The organism is Lactobacillus apis (assembly GCF_003150935.1).
Classification (GTDB): domain Bacteria; phylum Bacillota; class Bacilli; order Lactobacillales; family Lactobacillaceae; genus Lactobacillus; species Lactobacillus apis.
In genome coordinates this window covers 1,615,177-1,628,734 of the sequence record NZ_CP029476.1, presented here as the reverse complement: position 1 = coordinate 1,628,734, position 13,558 = coordinate 1,615,177, and the positions used below count along the sequence as shown (strand labels likewise).

At 36.6% G+C, this 13,558-nt stretch carries 13 protein-coding genes; 7 read left to right on the top strand and 6 right to left on the bottom strand.

The window, feature by feature from the left end:
* The gene (locus DKL56_RS07590) at window positions 1-1,176 is read left to right on the top strand and encodes a MalY/PatB family protein (RefSeq protein WP_109715976.1); all 1,176 of its coding nucleotides are present in this window, start codon (window positions 1-3) and stop codon (window positions 1,174-1,176) included.
* Between the two features lie 173 nt (window positions 1,177-1,349).
* Here the strand turns inward: DKL56_RS07590 and DKL56_RS07585 are convergent, their stop codons facing one another.
* Window positions 1,350-1,907, bottom strand: a complete 558-nt coding sequence (locus DKL56_RS07585; protein WP_109715975.1) for a hypothetical protein — start codon at window positions 1,905-1,907, stop codon at window positions 1,350-1,352.
* A gap of 91 nt (window positions 1,908-1,998) precedes the next feature.
* A complete protein-coding gene (locus DKL56_RS07580; RefSeq protein ID WP_109715974.1) occupies window positions 1,999-3,051 on the bottom strand; it encodes a zinc-dependent alcohol dehydrogenase family protein in 1,053 nt (350 codons plus the stop codon).
* A gap of 281 nt (window positions 3,052-3,332) precedes the next feature.
* Here DKL56_RS07580 and DKL56_RS07575 point away from each other — a divergent pair, with 281 nt between their 5' ends.
* Window positions 3,333-3,773 (top strand): MerR family transcriptional regulator, encoded by a 441-nt coding sequence (locus DKL56_RS07575; protein WP_109715973.1) that lies wholly within the window; start codon window positions 3,333-3,335, stop codon window positions 3,771-3,773.
* Between the two features lie 680 nt (window positions 3,774-4,453).
* On the opposite strand, the gene DKL56_RS07570 is transcribed toward DKL56_RS07575, so the two are convergent.
* A complete protein-coding gene (locus tag DKL56_RS07570; protein WP_046307992.1) occupies window positions 4,454-4,819 on the bottom strand; it encodes a DUF805 domain-containing protein in 366 nt (121 codons plus the stop codon).
* 166 nt (window positions 4,820-4,985) lie between these two features.
* Here DKL56_RS07570 and DKL56_RS07565 point away from each other — a divergent pair, with 166 nt between their 5' ends.
* The 5 genes from DKL56_RS07565 (at window position 4,986) to DKL56_RS07545 (ending at window position 9,350) form a co-directional block, all read left to right on the top strand.
* On the top strand, window positions 4,986-5,873 hold the full coding sequence (locus tag DKL56_RS07565) for an SDR family oxidoreductase (RefSeq protein ID WP_046307991.1): 888 nt from the start codon (window positions 4,986-4,988) through the stop codon (window positions 5,871-5,873).
* Window positions 5,874-6,005: 132 nt separating this feature from the next.
* Complete coding sequence (locus DKL56_RS07560) at window positions 6,006-6,491, top strand: GNAT family N-acetyltransferase (protein WP_109715972.1); 486 nt, start codon at window positions 6,006-6,008, stop codon at window positions 6,489-6,491.
* A gap of 38 nt (window positions 6,492-6,529) precedes the next feature.
* Complete coding sequence (locus DKL56_RS07555) at window positions 6,530-6,970, top strand: ASCH domain-containing protein (protein ID WP_109715971.1); 441 nt, start codon at window positions 6,530-6,532, stop codon at window positions 6,968-6,970.
* 232 nt (window positions 6,971-7,202) lie between these two features.
* Entirely contained in the window at window positions 7,203-7,931 is a 729-nt protein-coding gene (locus DKL56_RS07550) for a gamma-glutamyl-gamma-aminobutyrate hydrolase family protein (RefSeq protein WP_109715970.1), read from the top strand.
* Between the two features lie 15 nt (window positions 7,932-7,946).
* A complete protein-coding gene (locus DKL56_RS07545) occupies window positions 7,947-9,350 on the top strand; it encodes an APC family permease (RefSeq protein ID WP_109715969.1) in 1,404 nt (467 codons plus the stop codon).
* 1,064 nt (window positions 9,351-10,414) lie between these two features.
* On the opposite strand, the gene DKL56_RS07540 is transcribed toward DKL56_RS07545, so the two are convergent.
* The 3 genes from DKL56_RS07540 to DKL56_RS07530 form a co-directional block, all read right to left on the bottom strand.
* Window positions 10,415-11,599, bottom strand: a complete 1,185-nt coding sequence (locus DKL56_RS07540; protein WP_109715968.1) for an MFS transporter — start codon at window positions 11,597-11,599, stop codon at window positions 10,415-10,417.
* 85 nt (window positions 11,600-11,684) lie between these two features.
* The gene (locus DKL56_RS07535; protein WP_109715967.1) at window positions 11,685-12,554 is read right to left on the bottom strand and encodes an AraC family transcriptional regulator; all 870 of its coding nucleotides are present in this window, start codon (window positions 12,552-12,554) and stop codon (window positions 11,685-11,687) included.
* 64 nt (window positions 12,555-12,618) lie between these two features.
* Complete coding sequence (locus tag DKL56_RS07530; RefSeq protein ID WP_109716054.1) at window positions 12,619-13,518, bottom strand: alpha/beta hydrolase; 900 nt, start codon at window positions 13,516-13,518, stop codon at window positions 12,619-12,621.
* Window positions 13,519-13,558 lie beyond the last annotated feature (40 nt).

The following is a 13,558-nucleotide window of genomic DNA, read 5'->3' as shown; positions in this document are numbered from 1 at the left end:
ATGAAAGCTAATTACGATTTTGTTAATGTGCCAGATAGAAGAAAAACAGACTCTGTTAAGTGGGACGTTGCATCAAATGAACTACCAATGTCAATTGCTGACATGGATTTTAAAACAGCACCAGAAATCATTGATGCAATGAAGAAGAAAATTGAACTAGGTGTATTCGGTTATGAATGGCCTAAAGATGATTATTTTAATGCAGTGGCCAATTGGTATGCAGAAGAGCATGGACATCGTCCACAACAAGAATGGATGATTTTCACTACTGGTGTAGTGCCAGCAATTTCATCGATTGTTCGGCGAGTTTCACATATCGGTGATAACGTTCTAGTTCAAGCACCCGTTTATAATATTTTTTACAATTCAATTGAAAATAATGGGCGACATGTTTTGTCCAGTGACTTGGAATTTGATGATGAAAACTATGAAATTAACTGGGAAGACCTTGAACAAAAATTAGCTTTACCACTTACCACTTTAATGATTTTTTGTAATCCTCATAATCCAGTTGGTAAAGTATGGAGCCAAAAAGAAGTTCAGAAGGTTGCAGACTTATGTTTTAAACATCACGTAGTGCTCCTATCTGATGAAATTCATGGTGACTTGGTACGCAAGGGACCAGGGTATACACCTGCTTTTTCGGTTGAGGGTGCTTCACGTGAGGGTGTTATTTCGCTAGTCTCACCAAGTAAGACCTTTAATGTTGCAGCTTTACATGCGGCAACTGTAGTGGTGCCAAATGACAACTTACGTGAGACTGTTAATCGTGGTCTGAACAGTGAAGAACTTGCAGAGCCTAATTTACTAGCTATTCCAGGGACAATTGCTGCATATGAGCATGGTCATGATTGGTTACAAGCATTACTGAAGCAATTAAACACTAATTTTGCTTATACTGAGAAATTTATTAGTGAGAATATTCCAGAAATTAAGGTGGTATCAGGTAATGCAACATATTTAATTTGGCTTGATGTGCGTAAAATTACTTCGAATTCGCAAAAGCTAGCAGAATACTTAGATAAAGAAACAGGACTAGTTTTATCGCCAGGAAGTATTTATCGCGGCAATGGTAATGATTTTCTACGCATGAATCTCGCTTATCCTTTAGCAACGGTTAAAGATGGTTTAGGGCGACTTAAAGAGGGAATAGCAAAATATTCTAACAAAGCATAAAAAAGCGACTATAGCGTTGGCTGTAGTCGTCTTTTTGGTAGGTCTTAATATATTCTCGGGAGTACAACAAGTCTTTTAGTGTGACTAAAAGCTTTTGAAAAATATGCTGTTTCATGTGAAACACAGAATTACTGTTAAATGTCGAATTGCTAATAAGACTGAATAATCTAGTATTAGTTTTTAGACTTTTTGTGTGAAAATGCTTGAGCAAGCTGAATGGCAGTTGTAACGTAATCTAACATAGTAGTTACTGCTAACGCTATGTTCTTAAAGTTGACGGAATCTTCCAAAACCAGTGGCACCTTAGCGCCTAACGCAATAAACAAAACAATTATCAATAATTTGGTTGGTTCAATCTTACTGCTATTGCCAGCAAATCTATCTAATAAAGTATGAATTTTTTGAGTTGTTTGAGGTGAAAGCTGCATTTTACTAGTAAGTAGCTTTAAAAAAGTTGGATCTTTAAATATTGGAATTAATCTTTTACTAGATACTTGAGCAAGCTTCTTTAGCTGGATTGCAATTTTTTCATTATGTTTAGCACAGAATTGTAAAAAGCTTTGAACCTGCTCAAGGCCAGAAAGGTTCCATGAATACCTAGTAGAACGCAAAGCATGCCAAAACTGTGAAATTTGATCAGTCGATTGATCAAATAGTTTAAACAATTGCTGTGTTGGCTTTGTATGCAATAAATTTTGTGGCCAGTTTACTAGTTGAGTTTTTAGATGCATAAAATCGCTTCCTTTTTCTAATTATAGCAAGGGAAGAAAGTGGAATGGATTTATATGCTTTGGTAAAAGTGCTTATAGCCAAAAGTTCAAGTTAGTTTGAGTTTATATCGTCAACTAATAATAGGGACTTGATTGCTTCACGGCGGTCCATTGCCTCATAAGCCTCTTGAATTTGATCAAGCTTAAAGCTTTTGGTAAAGACTCTACCTGGATGAATTTTTCCATTTAAGACAGCATCTAGCAATATTTCACGGTCATAGGTGGTAACCGAAGCTGTACCCCCGCGAATACCAATGTTTTTCCAGAACATTGCGGAAGTATCAACATCGGAATTATGTGGTACACCGACACGACCAACAATTGCGCCTGGGCGGCCGATTGCTAAAGCCGTTTGAATTGATTGATTTGTTCCAACGCATTCTAAGATTGCATCTACACCGTTGTGATTAGTGAGTGACATTACTCGTTGGACAGCTTCTCTCCCACGCTCAGGGACAATATCAGTTGCTCCAAATTCAATTGCTAACTTTTGGCGGTCACGATGGCGGCTCATTGCAATAATCCTCTTTGCACCACGCAATTTAGCAGCAATGATCCCACATAAACCAACTGCGCCATCTCCTAAAACTACGACAGTATCGCCTGGTGTCACTTCAGCACTAGCAGCTGCGTGATATCCAGTTGCCATCACATCCGCTAAAGCTAAAAAGTCATTTAGTTGATCATCACTATAATCAGTTGGCTTACCGGGGATTTTGACTAATGCCCAATCTGCATTATGAAAGTTTAGGTATTCCGCTTGATAACCGCCATTTTTAAAATTGCCTTTGTTAAGACAATTGCCATCAAACCCAGCTAGGCAAGCAGCACATTTGCCACAGCCATGTGTAAATGGGACAATGACAAAGTCACCAGGGTGAATGTTATTAACGTTTTTACCAGTTTTTTCAACAATACCAAGTGCCTCATGCCCAGTGAGCGAATTCGCATCAATCTGTGTTATTCCACGGAACCACCATAGGTCAGAACCACATACGGATGAACGAATAATTTTTAATATTGCATCATTTTCTGATTCTAGCTTAGGCATAGGGTAATCTCCTAGCACTATTTTTCTAGGTTCAATAAATGTTCCTGCTTTCATATAATATCTCCTTAATAAACTGGTCGATCTGCTCCTTGAGTATCTGGATCGGCAATTCTAATATTATCCTTGACATATAAGTTAAGAATTAAATGTAACTTACATAGTTTTCTGCATATGTGCACTTGCAAAAGACACACCTCTTTTGGTGTCAGCTGTAAGTATAGTGGGTTCGAGTAGCTCTAAGTCAAATCTTTTTTGAAAATTACTTTTTGACTGAAAGTGTTAGTATTAGTACAACTTAAATTATTGAACCGCTTTAACTGAAAGGAAATAATATAATGAAAAAATATCGGATAAAGGATGTTAGTGATCTACTGGGAATTAGTACATATACTTTGCGCTATTATGAAAAAATAGGTTTATTAAAGTTTGTTAAGCGTGATGAAAATGGTGTTAGAGAATTTGAACCTGACGACCTTATGACACTCTGCACTATTATTTACTTGAGAAAAACAGGGATGCCACTTAAAGACATTAAAGATTATCTGCATTTGGCTGAAAAGGGCATTGATACGATTGATCAACGAAAAGAAATGTTCTTAAAGCAAAAGCAAAAAGTGCAAGAAGAAATGACGACTTTAGAAAAATCTATGGAAGTAATTGATCGAAAACTAAATTTTTATAGTGAAGCCAGCAAAAAGCATAGTATGAATGTTTGCCAAGATGAGCGTGAAAAATGGTTGAAGGATATACTAGCAGGTAAAGAAAAAGTGCAGTAATACACTAATGAAGTAACTTCTAAATGTAGTGGTTATTTTTATGGTTAAATTGTCAAACAAAAAAGTGAGTAAACATTTTTACTCACTTTTCTTTTAATTTGTTAATAAGTCACCCGGATACTTACCAATAAGAAGTATAGGTGTTTCTGATATATTACCGTACTTTAAAAAACGTTTTAATTGTTTTGCTTATTTTTACTAGCCATTGCCCTTAGTTCGAAAATAGGTTGCAAATCCTTATTAGGTAGATTTTTGTTATAAATATCATTCACGCAATTTGTATAGCACTTTATATTTACCACCCTTAGAAACCATCAGGAACGCAGTTTTTAATGATTGACGGCTTTTTGACCTTAAATAGTGTGGTTCTTAACAAGTTTCTTTAATACCTTTTAGTTGTATGGTTTACCGCCGAAAAGTACTTGAATAAATAAAAATTAAACCGAAAGCAACATAATACCTCTTTATTTTGACATACATAGTCTTGCTTGAAAGATTTGCATTTTTCTTCTAGTTCTATGGCCCAATTAACTTTATAAAACTAAGTGCGCTTTTGTAGTACTGAATTTAACCATAGTAAAACCCTCTAGATGGATTTTTGCTCCAATCTAGAGGGTTGAATTCATGCATTAAAAGCAGTTCTGCACTTTTTATCTCGCCATCGCAAAATGAGATGCTAATTATTCATAGTTATTAGCTTTTGAAGGTAGAAGCATTAAGATGATAAACCATAGCTGGCCGATGAAAGGAAGGATATTAATCAAAATCCACCAACCAGAGTGGTTAGAGTCGTGTAAGCGTCTGAAGCGTAGTGAAAGTGTGGCTAGCCAGACAATAAATGAAATGATTAGAGAACCAGTTTTGGCACTCCAGTCACCCCAAGTATAGATGTCTTCAATGGAGTGCCCCAAAATCTGTTGTACCAGTGCCATCAAAATAAACCCTAAAATATAGTTAATAATAACTGGAATCCAATATTCGCCTCGACTAGCAACGCCAGAAAAGTTGAAAATGTTACTCCAGAATTTTTTGTAAGCTTTAATCATTAAGCTCAGCCTCCTTGATTACAGTACTTTACACCATCATTGTAAAACCAAACCAATCTCCGTAGCAAAGAATATGATTTGTTTATACTTTATAAGCATATGTTTTGTTTTAAAAAATGAATCGCTGTAAATTGAAGGTGGATTCTAAAGAAGGGAGATCTTTACAATGGACAATAGTTTATCTGATCCGCTAAAACGTTATCACACTGGTGATTTTTCTAAACAATCACAGGAATATCCAGGTGTACAAAGCAAAATGGATCCAGTACCTGCTGGTGATATGGCTGATTACGAAGGACATGGCTTACTTGAAGGACGCCATGCCATTGTCACTGGTGGTGACTCGGGAATTGGTCGTGCTGTTGCAATTGGCTTTGCTAAAGAAGGAGCCGATGTCGCAATCCAGTATTTGCCTGAAGAAGAAGCAGATGCCAAGGAAGTGGCAGAACTAATTGAAAAAGCGGGCCAAAAGGCAGTTCTTTTACCAGCTGACTTCCGTAAGCGAGGTGAAGCAGAGCAAGTAGTTCAAAAAGCTGTCGATGAATTCGGTAGCTTAGAGCTATTGGTGATGAATTCCGCAATTCAACAGCATGTCTCAAGCTTGGATGAATTGACGATGGATCAAGTCCATGACACTTTTGAAGTTAATATTATTTCAATGTTTGAAATGGCTAAAGCTGCAGTGCCTCATATGAAACCGGGCAGTGTAATCTTAACTTCTACCTCTGTACAGGGCTTTAGTCCAACACCTATTTTGCTTGACTATGCCTCTACAAAGGCTGCGATTGCTAACTTTTCAATTAACTTGGCGCAAGAGTTAGCGCCAAAAGGAATTCGCGTTAATAGTGTAGCTCCCGGTCCAGTTTGGACACCGTTGCAAACATGTGGCGGTCAACCAACAGATGCGCTTTCAACTTTTGGTCAGGAAGAACCATTGAAGCGTGCAGGTCAACCCGATGAAGTAGCCCATGTTTACATTTTCCTAGCTTCTAATTTGGCTAGTTATGTTACAGGTCAAGTTTACGGCGTAACCGGTGGACAACCAATTAATTAAAAATATAGCTAAAAAACGTTTCTACATAGCTTAGTGCTTATGTAGAAACGTTTTTGTGTGGTTTGCTTTTTGAATTACCTTTGGGTATATTTGGTAATAATATAATGTAATAAGTTAATAAGGAAAACTCAAATGACAAACAATATTTTTAAAAAAATTGGCCAATTATCGCAGGCTAATGCAGAAATAATTGCCAATGATTGGCATTACGAGGGTGAATATTCTTTTTATGATATGGAAAATGATCAAGAAGATTATGACGAAATAATGTCTCAAGAATTAAGAAGCGATCACTATTATCAGGTTTTAGACGGTGACAATAAATTAGTTGCATTCTTTTGTTTAGAGCCAGATGATCAAGATTCAATGAAAGCTGAGATAGGACTTGGTTTGGCGCCATCTCTAACAGGTCATGGTTTAGGGAAAGAGTTTATAAAGGTTATTGAGGACTATGTGAAGCAAAACTTTGCTTTTAAAACTTATATTTTGTCCGTTGCGGAATTTAATAAGCGTGCAATTAAGGTTTATCAAAAAGCTGGTTACCAAGAAACTGGTTCGGAAAACGTTCATACCAACGGTGATAGTTACAAATTTATTATTATGACTAAAAGCGTTTAGCTTTTGTCAATTTATTTAGCTAAAAAGAGAGTATGATAATGGAGAAAAAAGTAGAACAATTTTGGCGTACCTTTTGTAAGAAGCATAACTTGGGAGAGGATACTAAAGTAGATGCGTGGTCATTTGGAGCAAGTAAGGAAGAAGCGAATGAATTAGCAGACTTAGTAAAAAGAGGTATTAAGACTGCAACAACTGCAGCATTTTTCCCAGAAAATGAGATGCCAAGTGTTGGTGACTGGAATATTATCCTTGATTGGAATGGTAATCCCGTTTGCGTGATTCAGGACAAGGTAGTTGAAGTTATTCCATACAATCAGATATCTGCAGAGCATGCATATCATGAAGGTGAAGGAGATCGTAGCTATCAGTATTGGCGTGAAGTTCATGATCAATTTTTTGAAGCGGAATTTGCAGAAAGTGGACAGAAGTTTTATCCTCAGGCACCAATGATCTGTGAGGTCTTTGAAAAAGTTGATTAAATTATAGCAAGCTTTACGTAGCATATTGCAATTCAGTTATTTTTACAAACCACTAGTCGATTAGACCAGTGGTTTTTGTTTTAAATAAAACTACATTATTTCCTAGGGAATAATATCCCAAAGAAATCGTTACAAACTATTAAAGTAATATATCAATCAAATCACAACATAGTTCAGTCTCGTGCATGTATAATATATTAAAAGTAGGTTAATTTTTGATTGGGGGAAAAAGATGAGTAAACCAATTATCGGCATTGCTGGTTCAGAAATAAGAGATGCAGAAGGGCCATTTTATGGATATAGACGTAGTTACGTTAATGAGGACTATGTTGATTCTGTCGTTCAAAATGGTGGGATTCCTTACATTATCCCCTTTACTGCAAATGATGAGGTTGTTATAGGCCAAATAGAACATGTTCAAGGACTTATTTTATCTGGTGGACATGATATTGATCCACATTTATATGGTGAAGAACTGCAACCAAATATAGGTGAAATTTGGCCAGCACGTGACCATTTTGACATGCTATTGTTAAAAATTGCGGAAGAAAAAGGTCTCCCAATTCTTGGGGTTTGCCGTGGGGCTCAACTAATTAACGTTGCTCACGGTGGTAACTTATATCAAGATGCAGGTTATCGCAAAGAAAAAACTTTAAAGCATAATCAAGGCCATACACCTGATTTACCAACGCATGGCGTTAAGCTTAAAGAAGGTAGTTTACTTGCACGGACAATAGGTAAAACTGAGTTCTTAGTTAATTCATTCCATCATCAGTTGATTAAAGATGTTGCACCGGATTTGCGCGAAGTTGCGACTGCAACTGATGGTGTCCCAGAGGGCTTAGAAAACGAGCAGGGCAATATTTTGGCAGTTCAGTGGCACCCTGAGATGCTGCATAAAAATCCCAACACGCCTTATATGAATAATCTATTTAAATTTGTTGTTGAAAATGCTAAGTAAGAAAGGCTAACTATCGTGAATACAAGTAAGGATACAGAACGAGCAAATGACAAACTAGGCTTCTGGTCAATTGTTCTTTTAGCAATCAATTCTATTATTGGCTCAGGTATTTTCTTAACACCGGGAAGTGTAGTTAGCCAAGCGGGTAGTAAATCTCTAGTTGTTTATTTAATTGCAGCAATTTTTGCCGCAATTCTGGCGATTTCTTTTTCAGCAGCGGCTAAATATGTGACAAAATCAGGCGCTTCGTATGCGTATTCCAAGGCGGCCTTTGGTGATAACGTTGGCTTCTATGTCGGCATCTTGCGTTACTTTTCTGCCAGCGTGGCTTGGGGCGTAATGGCTGTCGGTGTAATTAAGTCAACCATTTCGATTTTTGGCGGCAATCCTGATAGCGTTATGAACGTTACAATCGGGTTTCTAGTTTTGATGCTGCTAATAACAATTATTAACTTGTTTGGACAAAAATTTGTTAAGTTTGTAATGAATATTGCTACTGCAGGTAAGTTATTCGCTTTGGTTTTAATCATTGTTGCTGGAGTTGTACTATTACTTACAACAGGAGCCTCACATAATTTGGCGATGGTTGATCAAATTACGCAGAATGGCCATAAGATTGTTCCGACATTAACAACTACAGGTTTTGTGATGGCTATTGTGTCAGCTTTTTATGCTTTTACAGGCTTTGAATCTGTACCTTCAGGTTCGGATGATATGCAAGAGCCCGAAAAAAATCTACCAAGAGCAATACCATTAGCAATTTTTGTTATTGCTGCAATTTATATAGGGGTTGTTGCAGTTGGACTTGTTCTCAATCCGAAAGCTTTGATGACAACTAAACAGGTTGTGGCAATTAGTGCAATTTTTGACAATGAGATCTTACGAGACGTGATTTTAGTTGGTGCCTTGGTATCGATGCTTGGCATCAATGTTGCTTCCAGCTTCAATGCGCCGCGAATTTTAGAGGCAATGGCACGTGAAAAGCAGTTGCCGTCATCATTAACTAAGAGAACGAAAAACAATTTTCCAATTAGGACATTCTTTATTTCTGAAGCGTTAGCGATTTTGGTACCGCTGGCATTCCAATATAATATGGTTAACCTAATTACATTAAGTGCAATGGTTAGGTTCTTAGGCTTTATTATTGTGCCACTAGCAGTCATTTGCTTCTATTTTGGTAAAAATAAAGAGCAGGTTTTACCAGCACCAAAAAATGTTTGGACTGATATCGTAATCCCAATATTATCAATTATTGTCGTTATTTTCTTACTAGTTAAATATAATTGGCAAGCACAATTTGGCATTATTAAAAATGGCCAAGTTGTTGGTATTAACTGGTATGCGATTTTGATGATGGTCTTTGGCTTTATCATCTTGCCACTTTTGATGTTTTTATTTACAAAGAAAAAGAGGAAATAGCAAAGAAGCTAGTCACTTCTGAAAAACTAGCTCAAGAATCAATTTTCCAATTGAAGCAATGGATTGATAACAAAGTTTATGCTAATATTCCTACTCTTTTAATCGGTAATTTTTAATTTAATGCTGCTATCAAAGTGACTCTCTTATTAATTTGCAAAACACATGGAACAGCTTAAATTGAAGATTGAAATTTTTAAATAAGCTGAAATAAAGTAATTGGGCTAATTGTGAAATTACCTGATAATGAAAAGGAAAGACTGTTAAACCTGATGTAAGGTTTTAGCCTTATGGTTGTGAGTTTTGCAGAAACTTCATTTAATCTACACTATATTAAGTTTTGCTATAGTTTAAAATTAAAGCACTAATTTTTATTTTAAATGTTTTATTTTTTTAATATTTTAATATATACTAAGGCATAACCGAATAGACAGGAACAACTAGTGCCATTGGCTTAGCCTGTTTTATGAAAGTCAGAAGTGATTTGGGCTATATGAATGATACACATCCAAACAATTATCTTTATATGGATGTCAACCTTACAGGAATTTATACCATAGCAGCTCTTTAATCATAATTAACAGAAAGTGTGTTGAGCTTATGTCTGAATCAATAGGATACATAGCTTTTATAATCGCAATGTTTTGCCTTTCGCAAACTTATAAAGATAAGCCCTTCTTTAAATTTATGAAGCAAAATCGGGGTACACTCCTGCTTTCCTGCTCGTTACTAATCCTTTTCGGATTTGGAATGGTGCAGGGATTTAGCAACTTATTCCCGCCATTTACCACAATATTATTAGTGTTCATGCTGGTCGGTGCGTTCTATATTTTTAAAGACCGCAAAATAAGCTAGATTAAATTATAATTACTAATTCTATAGCAGTCTTTTCTAACTCAGTTAAGGATGATTGCTATTTTTGATATGAAAGAAGATTAGTTTGCAGCTATCAAATCAAGTAGGAGGTTCAACTTAAAATTTAATTCTTTTTGTTTAGATAATTTAGTCATAAAAAAGCCCCAAAAGGTGTTCAACTTTTGAGGCTCAGTACATTTTTACTTATTTAATTAATTATGCTTTTTCTTTAATTGGAAGTAATGAACAATGCTGTAGCAGAACAGAACTGCCATACCAATTCCAGCCATTGTCATGTCAGAACGAGGAGTTCCACCGCCAAAAGTTGTACCTAACCAGTTAACAATTGTTGGTGAAGCGGCACAACCAATATTAACTAGGATTAAGGTAATGGTTGTTGCGAAGTTAACGGAGTTCATTGGAGCTGCTTCATCAAGCCAGTTAAAGATATAAGGTACGGACAAACCGAAGCCAGCACCTAAAACAATAACGGCTACAACTAACATTGGTAGGTTAACTGCGTAAGCAATTGCCAATAAACCAGCAACTTGTAAGAATAAACCAATTGGTAAAATTAAATCCTTTAATTTCTTCTTTAAAAGACCGTAGCACATTCCAACAGGAATACCGATTAAAGTAACTACACTTGAAACAAAGGCAATTTGACTAACACTAGCAAGTTTTTGGCTTGTAGCAAGTTGTGGCAACTTGAATGACATTGGCATAAAGAAAACATACATAAAGAACATAATAATTGCTATTTCAATTACAGCACCATTAATCTTGTTTTCTTCTTTAGTAGCAGGTTGCGCTTCTGTATCGACTGTTTGTGATTGACTGGGCAATTTAACTACGAAGCCAAATAGCAATAGAATTGGCAAAGCAGCCAAGTAAATTGCAAAAGTGGCGTGCCAACCATTAACAGCTAATAAGCCAACACAGAATGAAAAGATTGCTGCACCGACACTACCCATTGAGTTTTGGAAACCAAGCATTGATGATAGTTCATCGCCTTGGTAAAACTTCGATAATAAACTAACGGCTAATGAGTTGAATAAACCAATACCAGCACCCAATAAGAAACGAGAGATTAAAATTGTTGTGTATCCCGTTGCGTACATTGGGTATGTTCCAGCTAATAGCGCAATTACTAACCCCGTGATAACAGTATTTTTAGTACCGATTAGCTTAATTAAAAATGGACTTATGATTAGTCCGATGACTATCCCGATGTTTGGAATTGTACTTAGTGTTTCAACAGCAGCCCGTGAAACGCCAGGAAATGACGAGTACATTAGGGGCAATACTGAGGAAATTTGCGGCGCAATCATCAATAATAAGGATATTGATAATAAGGCGACTTTGAACAACCCAGATTTTGGATTAACTTTTTTCATGTTAAGTTCCTCTATTCTCTAACTTCTATTGTATTCGCTAATATTATACTTGCTTTTTGATTAACAAATAGCGCTTTCAGTCACCTTAATCTGGCGCTGAGGAACCTTCGCGTATTTGTCTGCTGGTTTGTCCGTAATTGTTAACCATTGCACGGTTAAGCGATCTAACACCACTGAAACCATTATTCATGGCAACTGCAGTAAAGGTATTTGTGGTCGTAGTAAGCTCTTGGTAGGCTTTTTGTGCACGATAATTTTTGATGTATTCTCCTAAAGTACACCCCATATTTTCGCGAAAAATTCGTTGGAGATATTGACGTGCCAAATGACAAGAATCCGCGATCTCTTGAAGAGAAAAGGGTTCTTGATAGTGCCCTTGGATATAGTCAAGCGCGTTACGCAAATGTCCAGTGATGACTAAATTGTGTGACAACTGGCTGTTATTTTTACGAGGTTTCAAAAAGTACTTAAGTAGTGTTTCAAGAACTTGATAGCTAAGGATAGTTAACTCAATATTTTTAAAATCACTCTCTTCACCTAGCTTAATATCAGTAATTTGCGTAAGAAGATCTTGTAAATGGTGATATTGAGCTACTTGCTGAAGTGATAACTTGCTTAGTGAACCAAGTTCAAAAAAATATTGATCAATTTTAGGAAACACTTGTAAGACCAGTGGATAGGGGAAGAGAAGCGTCAACATTAAATCGTCCTTAGTGTGGATACGATTACGCACACTATGCACAATTTGAGTATTAACAATTAAAATCTCTCCAGGATGTGTTTGATGATCGACGCCACCAATTATAAAATGGTCAATTTGTCCTCGAATGGTAAAACTCAATTCAATGCTTTGATGCCAGTGAGCCGGCACCTCGGAATCATTGCGATGATGGTGGATTTTAATGTGTAACGGTAATTCATCTAGTTGAATTAGCTCGTGTTTGTCGCCTGCCATAAGTTCCTCCTAGAAAAAAGGTTGAACTATTTAGTTCAACCTTTATTTTACAATGAACCGAGCACTAATTGATGTACTTACGGAAAAAGTTAAGTTCATCCAAATTACACTGCTTAGCTAAATCATCTTTTTGATTAACGTTAAAGACGTGGCCACGACGATTATCTGGATCACCATAAAAATGAATTTCGTGGTAAATGCCTTTGGCGTGTAAGTAACCAGAAAGCATGTATGCATTGTCACGTAAGAAATCATCTGTACAAGTCATTAAGAAAAGTGGTGGCAAATCTGTAGTTAAAAACTGTTCAGCGTTTAATTGATCATGCTCTGTTAAACGAATTTCTGGACGGAAATATGCTTCTGGTGCGCCCACAATTGAACTAATTTTTTCAGTTAAGAAATATGCACCGCAATTTAATGCTGCAGCCTTAATTGTTAGGTCAGGAACAGAGTAACCAAAGTATTTACGATAGTCAGCGTTAGTATAAGCAGCTAAAATTTGCTCACCCATTTGACCACCGGCACTGTCCCCAACGATAAAGACATTGTCTAAGTCTAATTGATATTTAGCTGCGTTAGTTGGATCTGCTACCCAATGGAAGACGCGGTTGACGTCATCTAATTCACCTGGATAAACAACATCTGGTGCTAGGCGATAATTTGCATTTACTACTGCAAAACCCTCTTTAGCAAGTGCCATGCAGTAAAATTGATAGGTTTCTTTTGTGCCGTATACCCAGCCACCGCCGTGAATGTTAACAATTACCGGTAGTTTAGCGTCTGTGCGTTTGCTTGGTAAATAGACATCAAGTAATTGATATTTAGGATCTTTACCGTAAGCAATGTCATCAAAGCGTTCTACTTCAGGGATGCTGGTAGGTAAGCCTTCATCACGCTTATCATCACCATCTTTAAAAGCTTTGCGCATCTCATCGACTAATTTTTGATAATTTACTTCTGCCATTTTAATGACTCCTTTTTGTGAAATCGCTTTATTAAAAACA